The 26,985-nt window shown below is 74.7% G+C and carries 24 protein-coding genes, 1 tRNA gene and 1 pseudogene; 17 read left to right on the forward strand and 9 right to left on the reverse strand.

All coding sequences use genetic code 11. The annotated features are described in order from the left end of the window. Positions 1 to 62 precede the first annotated feature (62 nt). Both IEW90_RS07925 and IEW90_RS07930 read right to left on the reverse strand, forming a co-directional pair. Positions 63 to 482 carry a pyridoxamine 5'-phosphate oxidase family protein gene (locus tag IEW90_RS07925; protein ID WP_188717616.1) on the reverse strand — a complete coding sequence of 140 codons (420 nt, stop codon included), beginning with the start codon at positions 480 to 482 and terminating at the stop codon, positions 63 to 65. 101 nt (positions 483 to 583) lie between these two features. After that, positions 584 to 669: transfer RNA gene (locus tag IEW90_RS07930), tRNA-Leu, on the reverse strand. Positions 670 to 801: 132 nt separating this feature from the next. Here IEW90_RS07930 and IEW90_RS07935 point away from each other — a divergent pair. Genes IEW90_RS07935 through IEW90_RS07945 form a run of 3 tightly spaced genes read left to right on the forward strand, consistent with a single transcriptional unit; the run spans position 802 to position 4,206 of the window. Beyond that, complete coding sequence (locus IEW90_RS07935; RefSeq protein ID WP_188717617.1) at positions 802 to 2,094, forward strand: M20/M25/M40 family metallo-hydrolase; 1,293 nt, start codon at positions 802 to 804, stop codon at positions 2,092 to 2,094. Positions 2,095 to 2,101: 7 nt separating this feature from the next. Beyond that, positions 2,102 to 2,935, forward strand: a complete 834-nt coding sequence (locus tag IEW90_RS07940) for an undecaprenyl-diphosphate phosphatase (protein WP_188717618.1) — start codon at positions 2,102 to 2,104, stop codon at positions 2,933 to 2,935. Beyond that, on the forward strand, positions 2,932 to 4,206 hold the full coding sequence (locus IEW90_RS07945; RefSeq protein WP_188717619.1) for a cysteine--1-D-myo-inosityl 2-amino-2-deoxy-alpha-D-glucopyranoside ligase: 1,275 nt from the start codon (positions 2,932 to 2,934) through the stop codon (positions 4,204 to 4,206). The genes IEW90_RS07940 and IEW90_RS07945 overlap by 4 nt, the downstream gene beginning before the upstream one ends. A 4-nt stretch (positions 4,207 to 4,210) precedes the next feature. Here the strand turns inward: IEW90_RS07945 and IEW90_RS07950 are convergent, their stop codons facing one another. Further along, on the reverse strand, positions 4,211 to 5,263 hold the full coding sequence (locus tag IEW90_RS07950; protein WP_229679545.1) for a PAC2 family protein: 1,053 nt from the start codon (positions 5,261 to 5,263) through the stop codon (positions 4,211 to 4,213). An 80-nt stretch (positions 5,264 to 5,343) separates the two neighbouring features. Between IEW90_RS07950 and IEW90_RS07955 the strand changes: the two genes are divergently transcribed. The 10 genes from IEW90_RS07955 (at position 5,344) to IEW90_RS08000 (ending at position 15,918) form a co-directional block, all read left to right on the forward strand. Continuing rightward, positions 5,344 to 6,030, forward strand: a complete 687-nt coding sequence (locus tag IEW90_RS07955) for an HAD family hydrolase (protein WP_188717620.1) — start codon at positions 5,344 to 5,346, stop codon at positions 6,028 to 6,030. 13 nt (positions 6,031 to 6,043) lie between these two features. Next, positions 6,044 to 7,045 carry a tRNA (adenine-N1)-methyltransferase gene (locus IEW90_RS07960; protein ID WP_373284737.1) on the forward strand — a complete coding sequence of 334 codons (1,002 nt, stop codon included), beginning with the start codon at positions 6,044 to 6,046 and terminating at the stop codon, positions 7,043 to 7,045. Positions 7,046 to 7,078: 33 nt separating this feature from the next. Then, the gene (locus IEW90_RS07965; RefSeq protein ID WP_188717621.1) at positions 7,079 to 8,071 is read left to right on the forward strand and encodes an FKBP-type peptidyl-prolyl cis-trans isomerase; all 993 of its coding nucleotides are present in this window, start codon (positions 7,079 to 7,081) and stop codon (positions 8,069 to 8,071) included. Positions 8,072 to 8,078: 7 nt separating this feature from the next. After that, positions 8,079 to 9,116: a helix-turn-helix transcriptional regulator gene (locus IEW90_RS07970; protein WP_188717622.1), complete on the forward strand. Its 1,038-nt coding sequence runs from the start codon at positions 8,079 to 8,081 to the stop codon at positions 9,114 to 9,116. Beyond that, the gene (locus IEW90_RS07975) at positions 9,113 to 10,051 is read left to right on the forward strand and encodes a helix-turn-helix transcriptional regulator (RefSeq protein ID WP_188717623.1); all 939 of its coding nucleotides are present in this window, start codon (positions 9,113 to 9,115) and stop codon (positions 10,049 to 10,051) included. Before IEW90_RS07970 ends, IEW90_RS07975 begins: the two co-directional genes overlap by 4 nt. 79 nt (positions 10,052 to 10,130) lie before the next feature. Continuing rightward, a complete protein-coding gene (locus tag IEW90_RS07980) occupies positions 10,131 to 10,340 on the forward strand; it encodes a twin-arginine translocase TatA/TatE family subunit (protein ID WP_188717624.1) in 210 nt (69 codons plus the stop codon). Positions 10,341 to 10,343: 3 nt separating this feature from the next. Continuing rightward, positions 10,344 to 11,147, forward strand: a complete 804-nt coding sequence (gene tatC, locus IEW90_RS07985; protein ID WP_229679546.1) for a twin-arginine translocase subunit TatC — start codon at positions 10,344 to 10,346, stop codon at positions 11,145 to 11,147. Beyond that, the gene (locus IEW90_RS07990) at positions 11,144 to 13,573 is read left to right on the forward strand and encodes a DEAD/DEAH box helicase (RefSeq protein WP_188717625.1); all 2,430 of its coding nucleotides are present in this window, start codon (positions 11,144 to 11,146) and stop codon (positions 13,571 to 13,573) included. The genes tatC and IEW90_RS07990 overlap by 4 nt, the downstream gene beginning before the upstream one ends. A 49-nt stretch (positions 13,574 to 13,622) precedes the next feature. Then, positions 13,623 to 15,197 (forward strand): apolipoprotein N-acyltransferase, encoded by a 1,575-nt coding sequence (lnt, locus tag IEW90_RS07995; protein ID WP_229679547.1) that lies wholly within the window; start codon positions 13,623 to 13,625, stop codon positions 15,195 to 15,197. Next, on the forward strand, positions 15,190 to 15,918 hold the full coding sequence (locus IEW90_RS08000; protein ID WP_188717627.1) for a glycosyltransferase: 729 nt from the start codon (positions 15,190 to 15,192) through the stop codon (positions 15,916 to 15,918). The genes lnt and IEW90_RS08000 overlap by 8 nt, the downstream gene beginning before the upstream one ends. A 45-nt stretch (positions 15,919 to 15,963) precedes the next feature. On the opposite strand, the gene IEW90_RS08005 is transcribed toward IEW90_RS08000, so the two are convergent. The 3 genes and pseudogenes from IEW90_RS08005 to IEW90_RS08015 form a co-directional block, all read right to left on the reverse strand. Beyond that, positions 15,964 to 16,713 carry a glycerophosphodiester phosphodiesterase family protein gene (locus IEW90_RS08005; protein ID WP_229679548.1) on the reverse strand — a complete coding sequence of 250 codons (750 nt, stop codon included), beginning with the start codon at positions 16,711 to 16,713 and terminating at the stop codon, positions 15,964 to 15,966. Between the two features lie 359 nt (positions 16,714 to 17,072). Then, positions 17,073 to 17,990: pseudogene (locus IEW90_RS08010) on the reverse strand (SPFH domain-containing protein); the annotation flags it as partial. A gap of 169 nt (positions 17,991 to 18,159) precedes the next feature. Next, positions 18,160 to 18,618: an NfeD family protein gene (locus tag IEW90_RS08015; RefSeq protein WP_188717629.1), complete on the reverse strand. Its 459-nt coding sequence runs from the start codon at positions 18,616 to 18,618 to the stop codon at positions 18,160 to 18,162. A 98-nt stretch (positions 18,619 to 18,716) separates the two neighbouring features. Between IEW90_RS08015 and IEW90_RS08020 the strand changes: the two genes are divergently transcribed. The 3 genes from IEW90_RS08020 to IEW90_RS08030 are packed head-to-tail and all read left to right on the forward strand — an operon-like array spanning position 18,717 to position 22,556. Further along, a complete protein-coding gene (locus IEW90_RS08020; RefSeq protein ID WP_229679549.1) occupies positions 18,717 to 19,502 on the forward strand; it encodes an SDR family oxidoreductase in 786 nt (261 codons plus the stop codon). Continuing rightward, entirely contained in the window at positions 19,502 to 21,508 is a 2,007-nt protein-coding gene (locus tag IEW90_RS08025) for a S9 family peptidase (protein WP_188717631.1), read from the forward strand. Before IEW90_RS08020 ends, IEW90_RS08025 begins: the two co-directional genes overlap by 1 nt. Positions 21,509 to 21,512: 4 nt before the next feature. Next, entirely contained in the window at positions 21,513 to 22,556 is a 1,044-nt protein-coding gene (locus tag IEW90_RS08030) for an NUDIX domain-containing protein (RefSeq protein ID WP_188717632.1), read from the forward strand. Here IEW90_RS08030 and IEW90_RS08035 read toward each other — a convergent pair. Genes IEW90_RS08035 through IEW90_RS08045 form a run of 3 tightly spaced genes read right to left on the reverse strand, consistent with a single transcriptional unit; the run spans position 22,553 to position 25,792 of the window. Next, positions 22,553 to 23,683, reverse strand: a complete 1,131-nt coding sequence (locus IEW90_RS08035; protein ID WP_188717633.1) for a hypothetical protein — start codon at positions 23,681 to 23,683, stop codon at positions 22,553 to 22,555. The genes IEW90_RS08030 and IEW90_RS08035 overlap by 4 nt on opposite strands. Before the next feature lie 27 nt (positions 23,684 to 23,710). Beyond that, a complete protein-coding gene (locus IEW90_RS08040) occupies positions 23,711 to 24,652 on the reverse strand; it encodes a diacylglycerol/lipid kinase family protein (RefSeq protein WP_188717634.1) in 942 nt (313 codons plus the stop codon). Between the two features lie 9 nt (positions 24,653 to 24,661). Continuing rightward, positions 24,662 to 25,792: a DNA glycosylase AlkZ-like family protein gene (locus tag IEW90_RS08045; protein WP_188717635.1), complete on the reverse strand. Its 1,131-nt coding sequence runs from the start codon at positions 25,790 to 25,792 to the stop codon at positions 24,662 to 24,664. Between the two features lie 94 nt (positions 25,793 to 25,886). On the opposite strand from IEW90_RS08045, the gene IEW90_RS08050 reads away from it, so the two are divergent. Continuing rightward, the gene (locus IEW90_RS08050; protein ID WP_188717636.1) at positions 25,887 to 26,981 is read left to right on the forward strand and encodes a trans-sulfuration enzyme family protein; all 1,095 of its coding nucleotides are present in this window, start codon (positions 25,887 to 25,889) and stop codon (positions 26,979 to 26,981) included. The last annotated feature ends 4 nt before the right edge of the window (positions 26,982 to 26,985 follow it).

The raw sequence follows: 26,985 nt of genomic DNA on the forward strand, positions 1-26,985 counted from the left end.
GGGTGGTCTCGAGACGCGTGCCGCCTGCGGCGGCGCGCTCCTCGACCAGCGGGGCGACCCGCTCACCCCATCTGGGCCGAGAGCCACGCGACCGGCCGCAGGACGAAGACGACTTCCGGACCGATCCCGCCTCCCTCGGCCCACGCGATGTACGCCTCCGCCGCCTCCGGCGGCAGGTTGCGGCGCGCCATCCGGGCCGCGTCCTCCCGCGTCGCGGGACGTTCGGCGACCACGTCGCACTCCGCGCTCGCGTAGCGCACCTCCGGCTCGACCTCGTCGACGACGAGCGCGCAGCGCCCCGCCTCGCGCAGGAGCCGCGCCTTCAGCGAGTCCCGCGGCGTGACGATCCACGCGGTGCCGTCGGGCTCGACCGCGTGCCAGATCGGCACGGCGACGGGCGCTCGGCCAGGCCGCTCGATCGCGAGGATCGGGATCGCGCCGGAGGCGAACAGGCGGTCGCGGACATCGGTGTCGAGTGCCATGCCCGGCACGGTGCCATCGGCCGCCGACACGGACGCCGACGCCCCGGCCGACACCACCCGGATACGACGAAGGCCCCGGATCGCTCCGGGGCCTTCATTCGTGCGCGAGGGGGGACTTGAACCCCCACGCCCTAATACGGGCACTAGCACCTCAAGCTAGCGCGTCTGCCAATTCCGCCACCCGCGCAAGGTGTCGGACCACTCGGTGGGCCGTGAAGAACATTAGCACGCACGGAGGGGCCCCGATGACCACCGGGCGTGCAGCCCATCGTCCCCGCGGCGGACGAGTCCGGGATCCGCGGAGGACTAGCCTTGACCGGTGACCGACGCCCTCTCCCGCACCGCCGTGCTCGCCAGGGACCTCATCCGCTTCGACACCCAGAACTGGGGCGGCGGCCGCTCGAACGGCGAGGCCGACGCCGCCGCCTACGTCACCGAGGTGCTCGCCGCGATGGGCGTCGAGAGCACCACCTACGAGTCGGCGCCGGGACGCGCGAGCGTCGTCGCGCGCATCGAGGGGGAGGATCCGACCCTCCCGTGGCTCGTCGTGCACGGCCACCTCGACGTCGTGCCCGCCGACGCCGCCGAGTGGAGCGTCGACCCCTTCGCGGGCGAGGTGCGCGACGGCCTCCTCTGGGGCCGCGGCGCCGTCGACATGAAGGACATGGACGCGATGATCCTCGCGTCGCTCGAGCGCATCCTCGCCGCAGGCCGGCGCCCGCGCCGCGGCATCGTCGTCGCCTTCTTCGCCGACGAGGAGGCGGGCGGGGCGTACGGCGCGCACTGGCTCGTCGAGCACCACCCCGAGCTGTTCGAGGGCGCGACCGAGGCCATCAGCGAGGTCGGCGGCTACTCCGTCGAGATCGCCGGGCAGCGCGCGTACCTGCTGCAGACCGCCGAGAAGGCGCTGCAGTGGATCCTGCTGCGCGCCCGCGGCACCGCCGCCCACGGCTCGCAGCGGATGCGCGACAACGCGGTCACGAAGCTCGCCCGCGCGGTCGCCGCGGTGGGGGAGCACGAGTTCCCCGTCGAGCTCACCGACACGACCCGCGAGCTCGTCGCGCGCATCGCACGGCTCACCGACATGGAGGGCGCGGACCCGGACGAGGTCGCCGAGCGCACCGGCTCGATCGCGCGCTTCCTCCGCTCGAGCCTGCGCCACACCGCCAACCCGACGATGCTCGACGCCGGCTACAAGCACAACGTCATCCCCTCGGTCGCGGAGGCGCGCATCGACGTGCGCCCGCTGCCGGGCCGCGAGCGGGAGGCGATCGACGCCATCCGGGCGCTCGTGGGCGACGACATCGAGGTCGAGCTCGTGCACGGCGACATCGGGCTCGAGCAGCCGTTCTCCGGCGGCCTCGTCGAGGCGATGACCGCCTCCCTCGGCCGCCACGACCCGGATGCCCCGGTGCTGCCGTACATGCTCTCCGGCGGCACCGACAACAAGTCGCTCGCCGCGCTCGGCATCGCCGGCTACGGCTTCGCGCCCCTCCGGCTCACGCCCGACCTCGACTTCGCCGCGATGTTCCACGGCGTCGACGAGCGGGTGCCCCTCGACGCCCTCGACTTCGGCACCGACGTGCTCGAGGACCTCCTGCTCACCTACTGAGAGACCCATGGACTGGCTGATCGCGATCTTCCTCGGCGCGCTGCAGGGCGCGACCGAGTTCCTCCCCATCTCCTCGAGCGCGCACCTGCGCATCGCGGGGCTGTTCCTGCCGGGCGCGGAGGACCCGGGCGCCACCTTCACCGCCATCACGCAGATCGGCACCGAGCTCGCGGTCGTGCTGTTCTTCTGGCGCGACATCGTGCGCATCATCTCGAAGTGGTTCGGGGCGCTCGGCGGCAAGGTCGCGAAGGACGACCCGGACGTGAAGATGGGCTGGCTCGTCATCATCGGCACGATCCCGATCGTCGTGGCGGGCGTGCTGTTCCAGTCGCTCATCCGCGACCAGCTGCGCAGCCTCTGGATCACCGCGACCGTGCTCATCGTCTTCGGCCTCATCCTCGGCGCCGCGGACATCTGGGGCCGCCGCGTGAAGACGCTCGAGACCATCACCTATCGCGACGGCCTCCTCGTGGGCGTCGGCCAGGTGCTCGCGCTCATCCCGGGCGTCTCGCGCTCGGGCGCGACCGTGACGGTCGGCCGCGCGCTCGGGTACGAGCGGCCCGCCGCGGCGAAGTACGCCTTCCTCCTCGCGATCCCCGCCGTGTTCGGCTCGGGCCTCTACGAGACGTACCAGGCGTTCACCGAGCCGTCGTCGATCGGCCTCGGCTGGGGACCGACGATCGTCGCGACGCTCGTCGCGTTCGTGGTCGGCCTCGTCGTCATCAAGTGGCTCATGGCGTTCATCTCGCGGCGCAGCTTCGCGCCGTTCGTGCTCTACCGCATCGCGCTCGGCGCCGTGCTGCTCGTGCTGCTCGCCGCCGGCTGGATCCAGCCGCTGTGAGGGCCTGGCAGCGGCCCGACGTCCCGTCGCTCGACGACCTCGGCCTCGGCCGGGGGGAGCGGCCCGCGGTGCACGACACGAAGCGCGACGACCGCGTCGTCGTGCCCTACGGCGACAGCGCCACGATGTACACGTGCGGGATCACGCCGTACGACGCGACGCACCTCGGCCACGCGTTCACCTACCTCGCCTTCGACACGCTCACGCGGGCATGGCTCGACGCCGGCGTCCCGGTGCGCACCGCGATGAACTCGACCGACGTCGACGACCCGCTGCTCGAGCGCGCCGCCCGCGACGGCGTCGACTGGCGCGAGCTCGCGGAGCAGCAGCAGGAGCTCTTCCGCGAGGACATGGCCGCGCTGCGCGTCATCCCGCCCGACGCCTGGATCGCCGTGACCGAGCGGATCGATCGGATCGGCGACGCGGTGCGGCGGATGGTCGACTCCGGGGATGCGTACCTGCTGCCGGTGCCGGAGGGCGACGGGGCCGCCGAGGGCGCGCACGACGTGCTCTTCGACACGACGCGCACGCGTGCGTTCCCGATCGGCCTCGGCAGCCGCACCGACCACGACGAGATGGTCGCGCTCACGCGCGAGTTCGGCGGCGACCCCGACCGGCCCGGCAAGCGCTCGCCGCTCGACCCGCTGCTGTGGCGCGCGGAGCGGCCGGGGGAGCCGGCGTGGGAGTCCGCCGTCGGCCGCGGCCGGCCCGGCTGGCACGTGGAGTGCACCGAGATCGCGATGGACGAGCTGGGCTCGCCGTTCACGGTCGCCGCCGGCGGGCGCGACCTGCGCTTCCCGCACCAGGAGCTGCAGGCGCACCACGCGCTCGCGCTCGGCGCCCCGCTGTTCAGCGAGATCCGGATGGGCGCGGGCCTCGTCGCCTACGACGGCTCGAAGATGTCGAAGTCGCTCGGCAACCTCGTGCTGGTCTCGCGGCTGCGCGAGGCGGGCGCGCGCCCGGCCGCGATCCGGCTGGCGCTCCTCGCGCACCACTGGCGCGCCGACTGGGAGTGGCAGGACGAGGAGCTCGAGGCGGCAGAGGAGCGGCTCGACCGCTGGGCGGCGTGGGCGCGCACGCCCGGCGACGACCCCTCGCTCGAGGACAGCATCGTGCCGTGGCTGCGCGTGACGATCGCGAGCGACCTCGACACGCCGGCCGCGCTGCAGGCGATCGACGACTTCGTGCTGCGGGCGCCGGCCGACGAGGGGAGCCTCGCGGCGATCGACGCACTGCTGGGCATCGACCTGCTGGCGGTCGAGCCGCGGTAGGCGGCTAGACCGGCGGCGGCTGCTCCTCGTCGCCGCGGCGCTCGTCGGAGCCCGCGTCGGGGTCGGTGCCGGCCTCGTCGTCGTCCTCGGGCGCGTCGTCGACGTCGTCCGCGGCACGCGACTGCTCGATCCGTCGCGCCCGGCCGGGGTCGCCCTCCGCCCGCAGCCGCGGGTCGGGGCGCCGCGCCTGGTCGCGCAGGAAGCGCTCGAAGTCGTGGGCGATCGCCTCGCCGGACGCCTCGGGCGAGTCGACGGCGTCGCGCTGCTCCTCGAGCTTGCCGATGTACGCGCGCATGTCGTCGTCGCGCTCGGTGATCTCGTCGATCCCGCGCTCCCACTCGCCCGCCTGCTCCGGCAGGTCGCCGAGCGGGATGGTGACGTCGACGAGCTCCGAGAGCCGGTCGAGCAGCGCCACGACCGCCTTGGGCGCGGGCGCGTTGTGCACGTAGTGGGGCACGGACGCCCAGAGCGAGGCGGTCTGGATGCCGGCCTCCTGCGCGGCGAGGGCGAGGACGCTCATGATGCCCGTCGGGCCTTCGTACTCGCTCTGCAGCACGCCCAGGCGCGCCTGCAGCTCGCGGCTGTCGCTCGTGATCGCGGTCGCGATCGGGCGCGTGTGCGGCACGTCGGCGAGCATCGCGCCGACGAACACGATCGACTGCACCTCGCAGCCCTGCGCGATCTCGAGGAACTCGGCCGCGTACGCCGCCCAGTTGCGGCTCGGCTCGGCGCCGACGAGCGCGAAGAGCTCGCCCTCGTTGCCGCTCGAGACCTCGAGGCCCGCGTCGGCCGCGAGCGGCTCGCGCGCCGACGGGCGCGTCGGGGCGTAGGCGACCGTCGTCGGCCACTGCAGCGCCCTCGTGCCGTCCTCGAGCGTCCGCACGACCGGCCGGTGCATCGCGAAGTCGACGTACTCGTCGGGCTCGATCTCGTCGAAGGGCTCGAGCCCGCACGCCTCGATGAGCCGCCGCACTGCGCCGCTGGCCGCGTCGCCCGCATCCGTCCAGCCCTCGAAGGCGACGACCATGGTGCGCCCCTCGATGGGTCCTCGTGCCACGCCCGGCCCTCCTCACGTCGAACCGCCACTCTACGCGCCGACGCCGAGGGGGAGCCGCCCCGCGCCGGTAGGCTGTCGCGGTGACCTCGCCTGCCGCCGTGCTCTTCGACCTCGACGGCACCCTCATCGACACCGAGCCGCTCTGGATGGCCGCGGAGGACCGCCTCGCCGCCGAGTTCGGCATCGGCTGGACGGAGGCCGACAAGGCCTCGCTCGTCGGCATCGACCTGTGGGACGGCGCCCGCGTCTTCATCGCGAAGGGCGTGCCGCTCGAGGCCGACGCGATCGTCGCGCGCCTCGTCGGCGAGGTGCTCGACGGCCTCGGTGGCGCCCTGCCCGCCCGGCCGGGCGCGATCGAGCTGCTCCGGGCGCTCCGCGCCGACGGCGTGCCCGTCGCGCTCGTCACCATGTCGACGCGCGCGATCGTCGACCGCGTCGAGGCGACCCTCGCCGACCACCTCGGCATCGCCCCGTTCGACGCGACCGTCGCGGGCGACGACTGCGAGCGCGGCAAGCCCGACCCGGAGCCCTACGAGCGCGGCCTGGCGCTGCTGGGCGTCGACGCCGCCGACGCCGTCGCCGTCGAGGACTCCTTCACCGGTGCCCGCAGCGCGCTCGCCGCGGGCCTCACGACCATCGGCGTCCCGCACGCCGTGGACGTCTCGCAGCTCGCGGGCGTCGTCCACTGGCCCACGCTCGCCGGGCGGACCCCCGGCGACCTCGCGGCCGCGATCGAGGAGCGACGAGCATTGGGCGCACGCGCATGATGGGCAACGCAGCATGATGGGCAGGACCGGCCCCTTCCAGTGGGGCGACGTCGTCCAGCTGACCGGCCCGAAGCAGCGGATGCACACGATCGTGCTCACCGAGGGCAAGCAGTTCCACACGCAGCACGGCGCCCTCGGGCACGAGGCGTTCGTGGGCCTCGACGACGGCTCCCTCGTCGAGGTGGGGGAGGCGCCGCACCTGGCGATCCGCCCGCTGCTGCACGACTACGTCATGTCGATGCCGCGCGGCGCCGCGATCATCTACCCGAAGGACGCCGCGCACATCGTCGGCTTCGCCGACATCCACCCCGACCTCACGGTCGTGGAGGCGGGCGTCGGCTCGGGCGCGCTCTCGCTCTGGCTGCTGCGCGCGCTCCACGGCACCGGGCGGCTCGTCTCGTTCGAGCGCCGCGAGGAGTTCCGCGACGTCGCCGAGGCGAACGTCACGGGCTTCTTCGGCGAGCGCCCTGCCAACTGGACCACGGTGCTCGGCGACCTCGTCGAGGAGCTGCCCCAGCACGTCGGCGCCGGCGAGGCCGACCGCGTCCTGCTCGACATGCTCGCGCCGTGGGAGTGCGTCGACGCGACCGCCGAGGCGCTCCGCCCCGGCGGCCTCGTGCTCTGCTACGTCGCGACCGTCACGCAGCTGAGCCGCACGGTCGAGGCGATCCGCGCCGACGGCCGCTTCACGGCGCCGAAGTCGCAGGAGACCCTGGTGCGCGGCTGGCACGTCGAGGGGCTCGCCGTACGGCCCGACCACCGCATGGTCGCCCACACCGGCTTCCTCATGACCGCCCGACGCGTCGCCGACGGCGTCGACCTGCCCTCGTTCCGTCGCCGCGCCGCGAAGGCCGACTTCGCCGACGCCGACATCGAGGCGTGGACCCCGGGCGCCCTCGGCGACCGGCCGACGAGCGACAAGCGCGCCCGCCGCGCGGCGCGCGACGCCCGCCGCCAGGCGGAGGCGATCACCGGTGCGGGCGGCCAGGACGCCGACGCGCCGCAGGTAGACTGACCGCCAGTCACCCCGACCCCGAAAGGCTCCGTCGTGCGCACACGCCCCCTCTCGATCGCCGTGCTGCTCGTGGCAGCCGCGTCGCTCACCGCATGCCACCCGGGCGCGCCCGTCTTCGACGGCACGGTCGACGGCTGCACGCCGGACGTCCGGCCGGGCGAGGCGACGAGCCAGGTGCGCGTCGAGGCGGGCGAGGGCGCGCCCTCGGTCGACTTCCAGGCGCCGCTCGTCACCGACGGCACGCAGGCGCAGGTCTCCGGCGGCGAGGGCCGCCGCGCGGCCGACGGCGACATCGTCGACGCGCAGTACGTCGTCTACTCGGGCAAGACGGGCGAGCTCATCTCGACCTCGTACCAGGAGGCCGGCCAGGCGCTGCCGCCGGCGAACGCGCTCCGCCTCACCGCCGGCAGCGAGAACGCGCTCGCCGCCGCCACCTCGTGCGCGGCGCCCGGCGGCCAGGTCGTCCTGACGACGACGATCGCCGACCTCTTCGGCCCGACCGCCGCCTCCGAGGAGCTCGACATCGCGCCCACCGACACGGCCGTCGTCGTGCTCGAGGTGACCGACGTGCACCCCGGCCGCGCCGAGGGCACCCCGAAGCCCGGCATCCAGGGCATGCCCGCGATCGCCCTCGCGACCGACGGCCGCCCCGGCGTCACCTTCCCCGGCGGCCCCGCCCCGGCCGAGCTGACGGTCATGACGAGCATCGAGGGCGACGGCGAGGAGGTGCAGGAGGGCGACTCGCTGCTGCTGCACTACACCGGCATCGTCTGGGAGACCGAGGAGGTGTTCGACTCCTCGTGGGAGAGCGGCGCCCCCGCGACCTTCACGATCGACGACGCGAGCCTCATCCCGGGCTTCGTCGACGCGGTCGTCGGCCAGCCGATCGGCAGCCAGGTGGTCGTCTCGATCCCGCAGGAGCTCGGCTACGACGACCCCGCGACGCGGCCCGCGTCGATCGGCGAGGGCCAGCACCTGCTGTTCGTGATCGACATCCTCGACCGCCTCGAGCCCACCGCGGGCTGAGCCGAGCATGGCGAGGATCGAGGCCGAGGAGCGCCAGTTCTCGCTCCTGCTCGCGCTCGTCGACACGCGCACCGGCTTCACGAAGCAGGAGCTGTTCGAGCGGGTCGCGGGCTACCAGGGCCAGCGCCCGGGCGACGCCCTCGAGCGGATGTTCGAGCGCGACAAGGATGCGCTGCGCGAGCTCGGCATCGTCATCGACGTCACCGCGCCCGCGGGCGACGACTCCAACCACGAGTCCCGCTACCGCGTGCTCGACGGCGTGCTCGGCAGCCCCGCCGAGCTGCAGTTCGACGCCGACGAGCGCGACCTCCTCGACCTCGCGCTGCGCGTGTGGCACGAGGGCGGCCTCACCGAGGAGTCGCAGCGCGCGGCGCTCAAGCTGCGCGCCGACCCGGAGTTCCGCGGCGGGCTGCCGCTCGAGCGCGTCCCCGGCCGCAGGGTCGACCACGCGCCGACCGCCGCCCTCGTGCAGGCGCGCCAGCGGCCCCGCGAGGCGCCGTTCGCGGCGCTGAAGCGCGCCGCCGACCGCGGCCGCGAGGTCGTCTTCGACTACCTGAAGCCCGGCGAGCGCTCGCCGCGCACGCGCACGGTGCAGCCCTGGGCGACCGTGCTCTTCCGCGGCCGCTGGATGCTCGTCGGCCACGACGTCGACGCCGACGACAGCCGCACCTTCCTCATGCAGCGCATCGTCTCGCCCGTCCGCGACCGCGCCGCACGCACGCCCTTCGAGGTGCCGGAGGCCGCCGCCGCGACCGCCCTCGCCAAGCTCGAGGAGATCTGGGACGGCGCGACCGTCGCGCTGCGGGTCGTGCCGGGCTCCGACGCCGACATCCGCCTGCGCCACCGCCCGGGCACGGAGGAGCGCGACGGCCTCGTCGTCATCCACCACGCCGACCGCCACCTCGTCGCCGACGAGCTCGCGGGCTTCGGCGCCGACGTCGCGGTCGTCTGGCCCGAGGAGGTGGGCGCGCTCGTGCGCGCGCGCCTCGAGCGCATCCGCGACGCCCACGGCGGCGCCGCAGCGGCCGAGGGGAGCGCCGCATGAGCGCGCGCCGCGCCGAGAGCGGCCTGGGGCTGCTGCTCTCGCTCATCCAGTACGCCACCGCGTCCGGCTCGGTCTCGGTGCAGGACGCCGCCGCGCACTTCGGGGTGCCGGAGGCGCGGATCCGCGAGGCCGTCGTCCGCGTGTTCATGGCGGGCGTTCCCGACGGCGCCGGCGACTTCATCCGCTTCGACATCGACTTCGACGCGTTCGAGGACCAGGACCTCATCTCGGTGACGATGCGCCCCGCCTTCGAGGACGAGACGGTGCGCCTCTCGCCGCGCGAGGCGAGCGCGCTCATCGCGGGGCTCACGCTCGTCGGCGACTACACCGACGCGGGCGCCGAGCGGGTCGAGGCGCTGCGCGCCAAGCTGCGCCGCGCCGCCTCGCAGGGCGCCGACACCGTCGCGGTCGACGCGCCCGGGGCGCCCCGCACCGCCCAGGTCGTGCGCGATGCGATCCGCCACCGCCGCGCGCTCGAGCTCGCGTACCGCAAGCCCGGGGAGCCGACGGCGTCGCGCAGCGTCGCGCCCACGCGCCTCGAGCTGCGCGACGGCCAGGTCTTCGTCGAGGGCGTCGACCTCGACAAGCAGGCCATGCGCACCTTCCGCCTCGACCGCATCGAGGCCGTCGCGCCCAGCGCCGCGCCGTGGCCCGAGTCGCTCCCGCCGCACGAGCGCGCGGTGGCCGGCACCGCCGAGGTGCTCGCGACGCCCGCCGCCGCGGCCATGCTCGCCGACTACGCGACCTCGGCGCCCGTCGAGGTCGACGGGGGACGGGTGCGGCTCGAGATCGAGGTGTGGAGCGAGGCGAGCGTCCTGCGCGCGGTCGCCGGCTGCGGCGGCGACGCGGAGGTCGTGGCGCCTGCGAGCCTGCGCGATGCGATGCGTCGCTTCGCCGACGACGCCCTGAGCGCCGCAGGTCCCGCACCCGCATGATCCGAACGCGCCACCGTCGCGTCACCGAGGCGCGGTAGGATGGGAGCGCACCGCGTCGACGACTAGGGGGAGACCGACCATGGGCGGATTCTGGGCCAACGCAGGCGCGCACTGGTGGATCATCCTCATCATCGTGATCCTGGTGTTCGGCGCCGCGAAGCTGCCTGCGCTCGCACGCAGCGTCGGCCAGTCGGTGAACATCCTCAAGAAGGAGGTCAAGACCGGCAGGGACGAGACCTCCGAGACCGACGCCGACGGCACGACCACCACCTCCACCGACCGGAAGTAGCGGATGGCCCGGGCAGGGCGCACCGCGAACCCCGAGGGCCGCATGGCCCTCACCGGCCACCTCCGCGAGTTCAAGCGCCGCTTCTACATCGCGGGCGCGGCGCTCGTCGTCGCCGCGATCGGCGGTTTCTTCCTCGCCGCCCCCGTCCTGCACCTCCTCAGCGCGCCGCTCGACGAGCTGCGCGCGCAGGGCCTCGACGTCGAGCTCAACATCACGAACGTCACGCAGGCGTTCGACGTGCAGATGCGCATCGGGTTCATGCTCGGCATCATCATGTCGAGCCCGATCTGGATCTGGCAGCTGCTCGCGTTCGTCGTGCCCGCGCTCCGCACGGTCGAGCGCCGCTACGTCTTCGGCTTCCTCGGCGCCGCCGTGCCGCTGTTCATCGGCGGCTGCGCGACGGGTTGGTTCGTCCTGCCGCGCATCATCCGCCTCTTCGTCGGGTTCGCCCCCGACGGCCTGACGTCCTACCTCGGCGCGCAGGACTACTGGGACTTCTCGTTCAAGCTCGTCTTCGCCGTGGGCGTCGCCTACGCCCTGCCCGTCGTCGTCGTCTTCCTCGCGCTCGCGGGCGTGATCACCGGTGCGCAGATCCTCAAGGGCTGGCGCTGGGCGATCCTCACGGCCACGCTCTTCGGCGCGTTCGTGACGCCCGCGGGCGAGGTGCTCTCGATGTTCATCATCGCCGTGCCCATGGTGGTCCTGTACTTCGGTGCCGCAGGTGTCGCGCTGCTCGTCGACCGGCGGCGCGCCAAGCGCGACGCCGCCCTCGCCGCGGCCGGCCCGACCGCGGGGGCGGCGGCATGACGGGCGTCGAGGCGATCGCGACCGAGGCGTTCGCCCGCGCGATGCCGTTCGGGCTCGACCCGTTCCAGCGGCAGGCGTGCGAGGCGATCGAGGAGGGCGCGAGCGTGCTCGTCGCCGCCCCGACCGGCGCGGGCAAGACCGTCGTCGCCGAGTTCGCCATCCACCTCACGATGCAGGCGCCCACGGGCCGCGTCTTCTACACGACGCCCATGAAGGCGCTCTCGAACCAGAAGCACCGCGAGCTCGTCGAGACCTATGGCGCGGGCGAGGTGGGCCTCCTCACGGGCGACACGAGCCTCAACGGGGATGCGCGGATCGTCGTCATGACGACCGAGGTGCTGCGGAACATGCTCTACGAGGGCCGCCGCCTCGACGACCTCGAGTTCGTCGTCATGGACGAGGTGCACTACCTCGCCGACCGCTTCCGCGGCCCCGTGTGGGAGGAGGTCATCATCCACCTCCCGCGGCACGTGCGGCTCGTCTCGCTCTCGGCGACCGTGTCGAACGCCGAGGAGTTCGGCGCGTGGCTCGACGCCGTGCGCGGCGGCACGCGCGTCATCGTGAGCGAGCACCGGCCCGTGCCGCTCGACGCGCACGTGCTCATCCGGGGCCGGCTCGTGCCGCTCTTCGAGTCGCGCGCGGCCGAGGAGGCGCACCGCCCGAGCGGCGAGCTCGTCGACCTCGCCCGCGGCACCGACCTCGCCGACTCCGCCGCGCACGGGCACCGCGACCGGGGCGGCCACAGCCGGTACCGGGAGCGGCGCCCGCAGCGCGGCGGGCGCCGGCAGCCGCCGCCCCGTGGCGGGCTGGGCGCGCGCACCGACCGGGCCGAGCTCATCCGCATGCTCGACGAGCGCTCGATGCTGCCGATGATCGGCTTCATCTTCTCGCGCAACGGCTGCGACGCCGCGGTCCAGCAGGTGGTGCGCAGCGGCATCAGCCTCACGACCGCCGAGGACCGCGCCGAGATCCGCGCGATCGTCGACGAGCGATGCCGCCTGCTGGACGACGCCGACCTGGGCGTGCTCGGCTGGTACGAGTGGCTCGCTGGCCTCGAGCGCGGCGTCGCCGCCCACCACGCGGGCCTCCTGCCGGTCTTCAAGGAGGTCGTCGAGGAGCTCTTCCGCGCGCGCCTGCTCAAGGTCGTGTTCGCGACCGAGACGCTCGCGCTCGGCATCAACATGCCCGCGCGCACCGTCGTGCTCGAGCAGCTCGAGAAGTTCAACGGCGAGGCGCGCGTGCGCATCACGCCGGGGGAGTACACGCAGCTCACCGGCCGCGCGGGCCGCCGCGGCATCGACACCGAGGGCCACGCCGTGGTCGTGTGGAACGGTCGGCTCCAGCCGCAGGAGGTGGCCTCGCTCGCCTCGCGGCGCACCTACCCGCTGCAGTCGGCGTTCCGGCCCACCTACAACATGGCCGTCAACCTCGTCGACCGCCTCGGCGTCGCAGGCACCCGCGAGGTGCTCGAGACGTCGTTCGCGCAGTTCCAGGCCGACCGCTCGGTCGTGCAGCTCGCGCGCCGCGTCGTCGACCAGCGCGCGAGCCTCGACGGCTTCCGCGCGTCGATGGAGTGCCACCTCGGCGACTTCTCGGAGTACGCGCGCCTGCGGCGGGAGGCGAGCGACCTCGAGCGCGACGCGCAGCGGCAGGGCCTCTCGCACGGCGACCGCGAGCGCATCCAGCGGGAGCTCAAGGGCGTGCGGGCAGCGATGCGCGCCCACCCGTGCCACGCGTGCCCCGACCGCGAGGCGCACGCCCGGTGGGGCGAGCGCTACTGGCGGCTGCGTCGCGACGTCGAGAAGGCGGAGCGCCAGATCTCCCGCCGCACGGGCCAGATCGCGCAGCAGTTCGACCGGATCTCGGCGGTGCTGCGCGAGCTGGGCTACCTCGAGGACGCCGACGGCCGCACGCGCGTGACACCCGCGGGCGACGCGCTGCGCCGCATCTACGGCGAGCGCGACCTGCTCACGGCGGAGTCGCTGCGGCAGGGCCTCTGGGACGGCCTCGACGCGCCGTCGCTCGCCGCGCTCGCGTGCGCGCTCGTCTACGAGGGCCGCCGCGACGACGGGATGCTGCCGGAGCGGATGCTGCCGAGCGGCCCGTTCCGTGCCGCGCTCGACGCGACGCAGACCCTCTGGGCGCGGCTCGACGACCTCGAGCAGGCGCACCGGATGCCCGGCACCGAGCCCCTGCAGACCGGCCTCACGCTCGCGATGCACCGCTGGGCGCGCGGCTATCCGCTCGACGGCGTGCTGCGCGACACCGAGCTCGCCGCGGGCGACTTCGTGCGCTGGACGAAGCAGACGATCGACGCGCTCGACCAGATCGCGCAGGTCGCGCCGAAGCGGCTCGCGCGCACCGCCGAGGACGCCGTCGACCGCATCCGGCGCGGCGTCGTCGAGGCCTCGGGGTCCGCGCTGTGACGGGCCTGGCACGGTGACGGCCGCTCGACCGGCGCGCCCGACGCGACCGGTGCGCCTCCGCTCGCGCGAGCCGCTGCCGCTCGCGCTCTCGTGGGCGGCGGCCATCCTCGCGGGCGTGCTCCTGCCGCTCGCGTTCCAGCCGCTCGACTGGTGGCCCCTCGTCGTCCCCGCCGTCGCGCTCTCGCTCGTGAGCCTCCGCGGCCGCACGCTGCCGCAGGCGTTCTGGCTCGGCCTCACGACCGGCGCGCTCTTCTTCGGCGTGCACATCCAGTGGATCACCGTCTACCTCGGCCCCGTGCCGCTCGTCGCGCTCACGCTGTGGATGGCGGTCTGGTGGGGCCTCGGCGCGCTGCTGCTCGCGCTCGCGTGGCGGTGGGCGGATCCGCGGATGCAGGGCGGCCTCGGCGCGTTCCTCGTGCTGCCGCTGCTGCTCGGCGCGCTGTGGACGCTGCGGGAGTCGCTCTCGTCGGCCGTGCCGTGGGGCGGCTTCGCGTGGGGCCGCCTCGCGCACACGCAGGCCTCGAGCCCGCTCGCCGACACCACGAGCTGGGTGGGCCTCACGGGCCTCACCTTCCTGCTCGCCGCCGTCTCTGCGCTCGTCGCGCAGCTCGTGCTGCACCACCGCGCGCTCGCGCGGCGGCGCCTCACGATCGGCGGCGCCGCGCTCATCGCGCTCGTCGCGATCCCCGCGTTCCCCGTCATCGAGACCGGCTCCGTCCGGGTGGGCGCCGTGCAGGGCGCGAGCGAGGCGGGGCTCCTCGCGCAGTACGAGCGCGGCGACATCCTGCGCCAGCACCTCGCGGCGACGCAGGCGCTCGCGGGCGAAGACCTCGACCTGCTCGTCTGGCCCGAGAACGCGGCGGAGTTCTTCGCCGACGAGGACCCGTCGACGATCCTCGCGCTCGACCGGGTCGCGGACGCGTTCGACGCCCCGCTCGTCGTCGGCACCGTGACCCGCGAGGGGCCGGGCGAGTCGTACGACCCAGACACGGACCGCACCTACAACAGCCTGCTGCTCGTGGAGCCGGGGGAGGGGGCGGTCGCCGAGTACCGCAAGCGGCACCCAGTGCCATTCGCGGAGTACCTGCCGCAGCGCGCGTTCTTCGGGCCGATCCTCGACGCGATGGGCTTCCTCGAGCTCATCCCGCGCGACTACTCGATCGATCCGACGAGCGCGAACGCGTTCGACATCGACGGCCTGCAGGCGGGCCTCGCCATCTGCTTCGACATCATCGACGACCGGCTCGCCCGCGAGATGGTGCTCGATCACGGCGCTCAGATCATCCTCGCGCCCACGAACAACGCCGACTTCGGCCGCGGCTCGGCCGAGAACGTGCAGCAGCTCGCGATCGCGCAGCTCCGCGCCGTCGAGGCCGGGCGCTCGCTCGTGAACATCTCGACGGTCGGCACGAGCGCCATGGTGCTCCCTGACGGCACCATGGTCGAGCGGCTGGCCCAGTACGAGCCGGGCACGATGGTCGCCGACCTGCCGCTGTCGGACACCGTGACGCCCGGCATCCGTCTGGGAGGATGGATCGAGTGGGCGCTGTGCATCGGTGGGGCCCTGGGGCTCGCGGCGCTCGGCGCGGTCCGATTCTCGGAGCGGAGGAGCGCGGATGCCTGACGTGATGATCGTCGTGCCGACGTACGACGAGATCGAGGGGCTCGAGCGCACGGTCGGGCGCCTGCGCCAGTCGGTGCCGCACGCCGAGCTGCTCATCGTCGACGACGGCAGCCCCGACGGCACGGGCGAGCTCGCCGACCGGCTCGCGCGCGCCGACGCCGGCACGCTCGTCATCCACCGCGCCGAGCGCGGCTACCGCTCCGCCGTCATCGAGGGCATGCGCTTCGCGATGGCGCGCGGCGCCACCCGCGTCGTCGTCACCGACGCCGACGGCTCCTACGACGCCGACAGCCTCCCGGCGCTGCTCGAGGCGTCCGCCTCCGGCGTCGACCTCGTCATCGGCTCCCGCTTCGTCGAGGGCAGCGACGTGCGCAACATGCCGCCGCGCCGCACGGTCTCGGCGCGGCTCGGCAACGCCTACGCGCGCGCGATGCTCGGCACGCAGGTGCACGACCTCACGTCGAGCCTGCGCGTCTACCGCACCCGCATCCTCGAGCAGATCGACCTCGACGCCATCCGCGTCGACGCCTACGCCTTCCAGATCGCCATGGCCGTGCGGATCGCGCAGGCCGGCGGCACGATCGCCGAGGTGCCGATCGGCTTCGTCGAGCGCGCCGTGGGCGCCTCGAAGATGAAGGTGGCGCAGGAGCTCGACACGCTCGCCGCCGTCACGCGGTGGGGCCTGCGCGGCGTGCGCGCCGTACCCCGCGCGCCCCGCTGACGCAGCGCGCCCCGCTGACGCCGGCCGCGCAGCGGCCAGAGCGGCTCAGCGCTCCGCGACCACCCGCACCGCGAGGTCGCAGCGGTCGGTGACGATGCCGTCGACGCCCAGGTCGAGCAGCTCGCGCATCTCGTCGGTCTCGTTCACGGTCCACACGTGCACCTCGACGCCCGCGGCGTGCAGCGCGGCGACGCTCCGCTCGGTGACGATCTCGACGCGGCCCGCGCGCCGGGGCACCTGCAGCGCGACGACGGGTTCGAGGATGCGCTCGAGCGCGCCCCGCATCCCGAGCCGCAGCGCCACGAGCGCCTTCGCGACGATCGCCTGCGACGCGCTCGTCGCGGCCGTCGGCAGCAGCGCCTGCGCCTGCCGGCGACGTCGCTCGGAGAACGAGGTGAGCAGCACGCGGTCGGCGGCCTTGGCCTCGACGACGGCGCGGACGGCGGGCACGACGGCCGCATCCGACTTCAGGTCGATGTTCCAGCGCGCGTCCGGGAGCGCGAGCAGCGCCTCACGGAGGCCCGGCACCTGCTCGCCCCGCCCGAGGTCGACCGCCGCGAGGTCCTGCCAGAGCATCGCCTCGATCGTGAGGTCGTGGCCGGCGACGCGGTCGAGGCTCGGGTCGTGCGCGAGCACGGCGACGCCGTCGGCCGTGGCGTGCACGTCGGTCTCGAGGTAGCTCGCCCCGGCATCCATGGCGTGGACGAACGCGAGCATCGTGTTCTCGGGCGCATCGACGGCGAGCCCCCGGTGTGCGAGCACACGCGGGGGCAGGCCGTCGAGGTATCGGGTCACGCGTGCCGCGGACCGCCCTGGCCGTCGTCGCCGGGCAGCTGCTCGCCGGGCAGCTGGTCGCCGGGCACGGCGGGCGGGTCGACGCGCGGCGCCTCGGCCTTGGCCTCGCGCGCGGAGTCGAGCGCGTCGCCGAGGTCGGTGTCGGGCACCTCATCGGCGAGCGACGTCCGCGAGGACACCTGGTCGACCGAGCCGGCGCCCTGCGGGTCGATGCCGCTGCTCTCGAGCGTCTCGGCGATCGAGGGCACCTCGACGTCGGAGACGGAGTCAGCCTGGAAGGTCTCGTCGAGGATCGACGCGTCGGGCTCCTCGTCCTTGCGCTTCGGCTTCGTGAACGGCACGTCGGCGCGGCCCTCGAAGAAGCCGCGGCCCACGCCCTGGAGGGCGTCGGTGAGCTCCGACGGGATGATCCACAGCTTGTTCGCGTCGCCCTCGGCGAGCTTCGGCAGCGTCTGGAGGTACTGGTAGGCCAGCAGCTTGTCGTCGGCATCGCCCTCGTGGATGGCGGCGAACACGCGCTCGATGGCCTCCGACTCGCCCTTCGCGAGCAGCACCTGGGCCTCGGCGTCACCCTTGGCGCGGAGCACCTGGGCCTTGGCCTGGCCCTCGGCGCGGAGGATCTCCGACTGGCGGAGGCCCTCGGCCTCGAGGATCTGCGACTGCTTCGAGCCCTCGGCGGTGAGGATCGCGGCGCGGCGGTCGCGCTCGGCGCGCATCTGCTTCTCCATCGAGTCCTGGATCGAGTGGGGCGGGTCGATCGCCTTGAGCTCGACGCGTCCGACGCGAAGGCCCCACTTGCCGGTGGCCTGGTCGAGGACGGTGCGGAGCTGGCCGTTGATCGTGTCGCGGCTCGTGAGCGCCTCCTCGAGGTTCATGCCGCCGACGACGTTGCGGAGCGTCGTGGTGGTGAGCTGCTCGACGGCCGAGAGGTAGTCGGCGATCTCGTACGTCGCGGCGCGCGCGTCGGTCACCTGGAAGTAGACGACCGTGTCGATCGAGACGACGAGGTTGTCCTCGGTGATGACGGGCTGCGGCGGGAACGACCGCACCTGCTCGCGCATGTCGACGTGGTACGCGACCCGGTCGATGAACGGCACGAGGAAGTTGAGGCCGGGCTGGAGCACCTTGTGGAAGCGGCCCAGTCGCTCGACGACCCCGGTGTAGCCCTGCTTGATGATCCGGATCGACCGGAACAGCGTGACGAGCACGAAGAGGACGACGAGGACGACGAGGACGAGCAGGAACGCTCCGAGGATGAATCCTCCGTCGATCGGCATGGGACACGGCTCCTTCGCGGGTCGGCGGTTCGCCCTGCGCGAGGGGACGCGCGTGCGGGCGGTGCTGGTCCTGCCACGCTATCGGCCCGACCTGGACGGACGCCTCCGCCTCGCGGGGGCTCGCTGAGGTCGGCTCAGCCGTCGTGGAGCGGCAGGGGAGCGGCTGCGCTCAGCGCTCGGCGGGCACCACGAGGGCCGTCGCGCCCTCGATCTGCGTCACGACGATCCGCTCGCCGACGTCGAGGTCTCTGAACCGCACCGTGGGGGCGAGCCGCGAGGTCCAGACGTCGCCGTTCGCGAGGGTCACCTCGCCGGCGCCGCGCTCGAACATGCGGGTCACCTCGCCCGCCATGCCGATGAGCGCCTCGACGCCCTGCTTCGCGACCTCGCCCGAGGCGTGCAGGCGCTGCAGCAGCTTGGGCCGCACGAGCAGCAGCAGGAGCAGCGCCGCCGCGGCCGCCACCAGGATCTGCAGCCACCACGGCAGGTGGGTGATGCTGCCCACGAGCCCGACGACCGACGCCATGCCGATCATGAGGAACGTGAACTCGAGCGTGACCATCTCGATGATGAAGCACACGAGCGCCACGACGAGCCAGACGACCCATGCGTACTGGACGAGATCCATGGCGCCATCCTAGGCGGCGCACCCGAGGATCCCTCCGAGCGGCGCGGCGCCGCGGGACGCGCCGACAAGTAGGGTCGTGCGAGACAGAAGGAGACACCGTGTCGAACCCCGCCAGCCCCCTCGCCCCCGGCTCGCTCGCAGGCCGCACCGCCCTCGTCACCGGCTCGAGCCGCGGCATCGGCGCCGCCACCGTCGCGCTCCTGGCGCAGGCCGGCGCGAACGTGGTCGTGAACTACCGGGCGAAGGCCCCGCGCGCCGAGAAGGTCGTCGCTGCGGCGAAGGAGCAGGGCGTCGGCGCCATCGCCGTGCAGGCCGACCTCACCGACGTCGCGAGCGTCGCCGCGATGTTCGCCGCCGCCGAGGACGCCTTCGGCACGCTCGACGTGCTCGTCATGAACGCCTCGGGCGGCATGGAGTCCGGCATGGGCGAGGACTACGCGATGCGCCTCAACCGCGACGCGCAGGTGGGCCTGCTCGAGGCAGCGCTGCCGCACCTCGCCGAGGGCGCCCGCGTCGTGTTCGTCACGAGCCACCAGGCGCACTTCATCCGCACGACGCCCACGATGCCGGAGTACGAGGCCGTCGCGCTGTCGAAGCGGGCGGGGGAGGACGCGCTCCGCGAGCGCATCCCGGCGCTCGCCGAGCGCGGCATCGAGCTCGTCGTCGTCTCGGGCGACATGATCGAGGGCACGATCACCGCGACGCTCCTCGAGCGCGCGAACCCCGGCGCCATCGAGGGCCGCCGCGCCGACGCCGGCAAGCTCTACGACGTCGAGGAGTTCGCGGCCGAGGTCGCGCTCGCCGCCGTCGAGCCCGTGCCGGCCGACAGCACGCGCCTCGTCGGCGACGTCTCGGGCTTCGGCGACGCCGAGGGCGTCCGCTGATGCGCGCCGAGGACATCGAGCGGCTCGTCTCGCTCTCGCGCCCCGCCGTCCACCCGTCCGGCGAGTGGGCGATCGTCGCGGCGAGCCGGCCGAGCCTGCGCGCGAACCGCAACGTCGGCCAGCTGTGGCGCGTCTCGCTCGACGACGGCGCCCGCACCCGCATCACGGGCGGCACCGCCGATCGCGACCCGCAGCTGACGCCCGACGGCGGCACGGTGGTCTTCCTCCGCGACGACGCGGACGGGAAGGCGCAGGCCTGGGCGATGCGCGTCGACGGCGGCGAGCCCGTGCAGGCCACCGCCGAGCCCGGCGGCGTGCGCGAGGTCGCGATCTCGCCCGAGGGCGACCGGATCGCGTTCACGGCGACCGTCGTCGAGCCGGGACGCTACGGCTCGGTCGAGGGCGTCTCGCCCGCGCAGGAGCCCGCGCGGCTCATCACCCGCAACCGGAGCCTCGCGAACGGCGTCGGCAGCCTCGTCGGCCGCCGCACGCACCTCTTCGTCGCGCCGCTGCCCGACCTCGACGCCGAGCCGCGCTACGACCGCGCCGCGCATCCGCACGACGACGAGCGCACGCACGACGACGAGCCCCGGGCGCCGCGCGCGATCCGGCTGAGCCACGGCGACTTCGACCACGCGAGCCCCGCCTTCACGCCCGACGGCCGCCGGGTCGTCGCGATCTCGGCGCGCCACGACACGCGCGACGACGACCTGCGCAGCGCCGTCGTCGAGCTCGAGGCCGACGTCGCCGAGGGCGAGCCGCACATTGTGGTCTCGTCGCGCGCCGACCTCTCGATCTCCGAGGCGAAGCCCACGCCCGACGGCGGCTACGTGCTGCTCGCCCAGCAGGTCGGCGAGTCCGGGCGCGACTTCGTCGCCCGCCACACGCAGCTCTTCGTCGTCGAGCACGCGGGCGCGCACCCCGAGGAGGTCACCGACGGCGAGCGCGTCGACCTCGGCGAGGTCGGCAGCCACGCCACCGTCGTCGAGGACGGCGTGCTCGTGCAGGAGCGCCGCCGCGGCCGCGTGCGCCTCGTGCACGTGACGGGCGGCGGCTCGCGCGAGCTCATCGGCGGCGACGTCGAGGTGCTCGGCCACGGCGTGGGGGAGGGGCGCACGGTCGCGACCGTCGCGACGCCCACCTCGCTCGGCGAGGTCGCGGTGCTCGACGACCGCGGCATCACGGTGCTCACCGACTTCGGCGCGCCGCTCGCCCAGACGGGCCTCGTGCAGCCGCACGAGCACGAGCTCGTCGGCCGCGACGGCACGAAGGTGCACGGCTGGGTCTGGGTGCCCGAGGGCGAGGGCCCGCACCCGGTGCTGCTCAACATCCACGGCGGCCCGTTCGCGCAGTACGGCGTGCACGTGTTCGACGAGGCGCAGGTGGCGGTCGCGGCCGGCTACGCCGTCGTGCAGTGCAACCCGCGCGGCTCCGCCGGCTACGGCCGCGAGCACGGCGCCGCGATCCGGCAGCGGATGGGCACGGTCGACATGCACGACGTGCTCGACTTCCTCGACGGCGCGCTCGACGCGCACGACGAGCTCGACCGCGAGCGCCTCGGCATCATGGGCGGCTCCTACGGTGGCTACCTGACCGCCTGGACGATCGCGCACGACGAGCGCTTCGCGGCGGCGATCGTCGAGCGCGGCTTCCTCGACCCGGAGTCGTTCGCGGGCACGAGCGACATCGGGTGGTTCTTCGGCGGCGAGTACACGGGCACCGACCCGGAGCAGGTGCGCGCGCAGAGCCCGATGGCGCACGTCGACCGGGTGACGACGCCGACGCTCGTCGTGCACTCCGAGCAGGACTGGCGCTGCCCGCCCGAGCAGGCCCAGCGGTACTTCGCGGCGCTCAAGCGCCAGGGCGTCGAGACGGCGCTGCTGCTCTTCCCCGGCGAGGACCACGAGCTCACCCGCTCGGGGCAGCCGCGCCACCGCCTCGAGCGCTTCGAGCACGTGCTCGCGTGGTGGGCGAAGCACCTCCCGACGGCGCAGAACCACGGCTGAGGCCATGGCCGACGACGCGCGTCCAGGCGGCATCCGCCGCTCGGCGCGCGTCGTCTGCGTCGATCCCTCGGGCGCGGCGCTGCTGCTGCTCCACGACTGGAGCGGCCGCGGGGCGCCCGCGCGCTGGCTCACGGTCGGCGGCGGGATCGACGCGGGCGAGAGCGAGCGGGAGGCGGCCCTGCGCGAGCTGCGCGAGGAGACCGGCCAGGCGCCGCGGCCCCGCGAGCTCGTCGGCCCCGTGCGGCACGTGCGGCAGGCGACGCCGCCCGGCCACCGGCACGACGCGCTCGACATGTCCACCTTCGTCTGGCGCACGCCGCGCTTCGACGCCGACGCGTCGGGGCGCGAGCCGGGCGAGCACGACTCGATCCGCGACGAGCGCTGGTGGACGGCGGCCGAGATCGCCGCGAGCGCCGACCCGTTCGACGCAGAGGACGTGCTCGGCACGCTCGCGCTCGTCGCCGGCGGCGAGCCGGCGCCGGGGGAGCGGGTGCGGGTGCGCGCCTCGAAGTGGGACGGCACCCCCCACTGGACGTACGACGCGGTCGCGCTCGGCAGCGACGCGGAGGGCGTGTGGCTCGGCGTCGACGGCCCGACCACGATCTTCGAGAGGCCCGGCATCCGCGCCTTCATGGGCGAGGAGCGCAAGGTGACGCTCGTGCCGCGGCGCCCGCTCGCGATGCTCGAGGGCACGTGGGCGCTCGTGCACTGGCTCGAGGGCGGGGCGACGACCCTGTACGCCGATGTCTGCACGCCGCCCGAGCTCGTGCGGCGCCCCGAGGGCTGGGTGCTCGACTACTGCGACCTCGACCTCGACGTCGTGCGGCGCCCGCAGGGCACGCCGTGGATCGACGACGAGGACGAGCTCGTGCTGCACGCCGAGCGGATGGGCTACCCGGCCTGGGTGCGCGACCGCGTGCGGCAGACGGCGGATGCGCTGCTCGCGGGCGCGCTCCTGCGCACCGCGCCGGGCGAGACCGCCCGCCGCCGCTGGCACCGGCGGCTCGACGAGCTCGTGCCGCCCTCGGCGACGCCCGGCTCGGCCTAGGCCGCCTCGGCCGCGAGCGCCGCCTCCAGCCGGTCGCGGCCCGGTCCCGGCTCGAGCGCGGCGACGGCTCGTCGCACCTCGGCGTCGATCGCCTCGGCCGCGTCACGCTCGATGAGCCCGTCGTCGGCGAGCATTCGGGCGGCCCCCGCGTACGTCCCGAAGGTCTCGACGCCCTGGGCCGCGAGCGCCGCGCGCTCGGGCTCGGCGAGGCCGACGACGTCATGGATGAGCACGCGCACGACGAACTCGGGATCGCGCTCGCGCATCGCGGCGCCGACCTGCGGGTCCGCCTGGCCGGAGTCGCCGATGAACACCTTGCGGCACTCCGGGAACAGCAGCCGCTCGCGCTCGAAGTTCTGCAGCTTGCGCGCGGCGATGCGCGACTTCGTGAAGAGGTTGAGGAGCGAGCCGCCGAGCACCGTGTGCGGCGGCATGCCGAGATCTGCGAGGCCCCCGCGCGTGTACTGCTCGATGATGCCGCGCGGGCCGCCGGGTCGGGCTGTGACGAACGTGAGGTCGCCCGGCCGCCACGGGTCGCCGGAGCGGCCGCGGTCGAGCGCGTGCAGGAGCGCCACGACACCCGGGTAGACCGTGCCGCGCGGCCACCGCGGGTCGTGGAGCAGCGAGCGCACGGTGTCGTCGATGTCGCAGAGGATCCGCAGCTCGAGGTGCTCGGCCTGCTCGGCCTGCTCGCGGATGTGGGCGAGCACCGCCTCGCGGTCGGGCGGCAGCAGGTGCTCGAAGACGATGTGCTCGAGGTCGTGGTGGTCGCCGGAGGCGTTGAGCAGGTACTTGAGGTCGCGGAACGCCTCGCCCGTGCGCGAGCGGAGCGCGTCGCGGATGGCGCTCGACGAGCTCGGCGTCGGCGGCAGGCGCCGCATCGCGTGCAGGAGGCGTGCGACGGTCTCGGCGCTCAGCTCGTCGATGCGCCGACGCGTGAGCAGGTCGAGCAGCTCGCGGCGGCTGCGCGTGCGCAGCGGCAGCGTGAGCCAGCCGCCGGCGATCGCGCGCACGAGGGCATCGAGGTCGGCGTCCGCGAGCACGGCGTCGAGCGCGCCCTCCGGCGTGCGGCGGAGCCGCTCGAGCGCCTCGGATGCGGTGATGGGCCGGCGGTCGGTGTCTGGCACGCGGTTCCTCTCGTCGCGCGCCGCGGCTCAGCGGCGCGACTCGATCCTGCCGGTCGCCGCTGGACGGCGGCCGGGCGCGCGGACGAGCAGGGCGCCGGGCTCGACGGCCGCCTCGATGCGCACGGCGCGGCCCTCGGCATCGCCGTCGACCTGCACGGGCAGCGGCTCGGCGCCGACGGGCGCGAGGAGCGCCCGCCGCACGGCGCGAGTGCCGAGCACGCCCGCGGCGCGTCCGAGGCCCGCACCGGACGCGGCGATGCGGGCCCAGTCCTGCACGCGGCGCGGCGTCACGGTCACGACGTGCAGGAGCCCATCGTCGACGCTCGTGCCCGGCACGACCCGCAGGCCCGCCGGCAGCCCCGCGGCGTTGTGCACGAGCACGCTCCAGGCCTCGGTCGTGGCGCTCTCGTCGTCGAGCACCCCGTGCACCCGGAAGCCGGGCAGCCGGAGGCGGCCGAGCCCCGCCGCGACGTACGCGGGCCAGCCGAGCCGGTGCTTGCGGCGCAGGGACGCGGCCTCGATCGCGAGCGCGTCGTGGCCGACGCCGACGACGACGAGGAACCGCTGCGCATCCGCCCGGCCGTCGGCGCGGTGCAGCACGCACGTGCCGAGGTCGACGGCGCGGGGCTCGCCCGCCACCGCGGTCGCCACGGCGGCGGAGGCGGCGAGCGGGAGGCCGAGGTTACGGGCGAAGAGGTCGGCGGTGCCGCGGGGCACGATGCCGAGCGGGATGCCGGTGCCCGCCAGCGCCGTCGCCACGGCGCGGACCGTGCCGTCGCCGCCGATCGCCACGACGGCCGCGTCGCCCGCCGCGAGCGCGCGGCGCGCCTGCGCCTCGCCGGTCTCGGCCACCGTCGTGCGCGCGACCCGTGCGTCCCAGCCGCGGGCGGCCGCCGCGCGGAGGACGTCCTCGACGGCGCCGGCCGAGCCCCGCGAGGTCGGGTTCGCGACGACGGTCAGGACGGGCACGCGCCCAGGCTAGCGAGGGTGGCTCCGCCGCTCAGGCATCGCGAGCCGGAGCCCTTGGAAGGCGGCAAGCACGTCGAGCTCGTCGCGCACCGCGTCGACGAGCCGCGCATCCGCGTCGACGTCCCAGTGGATCGTCGCGACGCGCAGCAGGCCGCGGTCGCGCTCCGCGCGAGCATCGACCTTGCCGACGAGGCGGTCGCCGTCGAGCACCGGCAGCGCGTGGACGCCCCAGCGGCGCTTCGCGGGCGGCGTGTACTGCTCGAGCGCGTACTCGAAGCCCCACAGCGCCTCCATGCGCCGTCGGCCGGCGATGAGCCGGTCGAGCGGCGCGAGCACGGCGACGCGGCCGACGAAGCCCTCGGCGGTCGCCGCGGGATCGAGTCGCCAGGTCCCGGAGAGCCCCTCGACGCGGACCGGCTCGCCCGCGTCGCCCAGGTGCTTCGGGCGGGCGAACCCGCACGCGCGCAGCCAGCGCTCGCGCCAGGTGCGCCGTGCCTCCTCGAGCGCGACCGGCTCGACGGGCGGCAGCACGCGCTCCGCGAGGCCCCACGCGCGCGCCTGCCCGAGCCGCTCGACGACCACCGCCTCGCCGCGGATCTGCAGCAGCTCCAGCAGCATCGCGACGTCGCGCCCGGTGTTCCAGCCGCTCGAGCGCCAGGGCACGTCGACGGTGTCGAGGATGTCTGCCTGGGGGAGCGGGCCGTCCTGCCGCAGCTGCTCGAGGACGCGCTCGCGGAAGCCCGCGTTCGCCTCGAGCCACGCGAGGGTCGACGGGTGGAGGGCGTCGGGGTCGCGGCCGAGCGGCGCGAGCCACGGGAGGTCGCGCATCGCGCGGACGCCGATCGCCCACGCCTCCATCGGGTGCTGGCGCGGGCCGAGGTGCTCGACGAGCGTCTGCTCCACCTCGATCGCGCGCCGCACGTCGTCGGCGCCGAGGCCCCGGATGCGCGTGAGGGCGATGTGCTCGGCGGAGGGGCACACGATGTCGGTGGGGTTGAGCGGCAGCATCGTGAGCGCCGCCACCACGTCGGACAGGTCGCCGGCCTCCCGCTCGCGGTCGCCGGCGTCGAGCAGCTGCGCGCGCACGGCGATGCGGCGCGCCTCCTCGCGCGAGAGGGTGCGGACCGGGGCGCTCGGCATGCGGCCAGGGTAGAGGGCGCGCCGCATGACGCACCGTGACGGGCGCGCGACCCGGCCGTCCTGCGGGGCATCCGCCGCCTGGCAGGATCGCACCATGGCCGACGCGCAGCACAGCATCCCCGGATCCGCACCCCACGCCTCCGGCTCGCTGCGGCCCGAGACGCTCGCCGTGGCCGCCGGCCGGCCCGCCCGCGTGCAGGACGCGCCCGCGAACCAGCCCGTGACCTTCGCGTCGTCGTTCGTCGCCGGCGGCCCCACCGAGTACGCGCGCTACGGCAACCCGAGCTGGACCGCGCTCGAGGAGGCGCTCGGCGCCCTCGAGGGCGGCGAGAGCGTGGCGTTCGCGAGCGGCATGGCCGCGGTGAGCGCCGTGCTGTCGCTCGTGCCGCACGGCGGCGCGGTCGTCGTGCCGCGGCACGCCTACCAGGGCACGCTGTCGCTCCTCGACGCCGAGGCGGAGCGCGGGAGGTTCGCCGTGCGCCGCGTCGACGTCGAGGACGCGGGAGCCGTGGAGGCGGCGCTCGACGGCGCCGCCCTCCTGTGGCTCGAGTCGCCCACGAACCCCGCGCTCGAGATCGCCGATGTGCCGCGCCTCGCCGCGGCCGCGCGTGCGACGGGCGTGCTCGTCGCGGTCGACAGCACCTTCGCGACCCCGCTGCGCCTCCAGCCGCTCGCACTCGGCGCGGACTTCGCCGTCCACTCGGCGACGAAGCTCATCGCCGGCCACTCCGACGTGGTGCTCGGCGCGGTCGGCGCCTCCGATCCCGCGCTCGCCGAGCGCATCCGCACCCACCGCGGCATGCACGGCGCGATCCCGGGCCCGATGGAGGCGTTCCTCGCCCTCCGCGGCTTGCGCACCCTCGCTGTGCGCCTCGAGCGCGCCGAAGCGAACGCGCGCGAGCTCGCGCGCCGCCTCGCGGAGCACCCGGCGGTGCTGGAGGTGCGCGACCCCGGCTTCGGCACGGTGCTCGGCATCGTGCTCGCCGACGCCGCCGCGGCCGACGCGGCGGTCGAGCGCGTGCGGCTCTGGCTGCACGCGACGAGCCTCGGCGGGGTCGAGTCGACCCTCGAGCGGCGCCGTCGCTGGGCGACCGAGGCGCCGACGATCCCGGAGGGGCTCATCCGCCTCTCGGTCGGCATCGAGCACGTCGACGACCTGGCCGACGACCTGCTCGCGGCGCTGGGCTGACGCG

Origin of the sequence: Agrococcus terreus (assembly GCF_014645235.1) — a bacterium.
Lineage (GTDB): Bacteria > Actinomycetota > Actinomycetes > Actinomycetales > Microbacteriaceae > Agrococcus > Agrococcus terreus.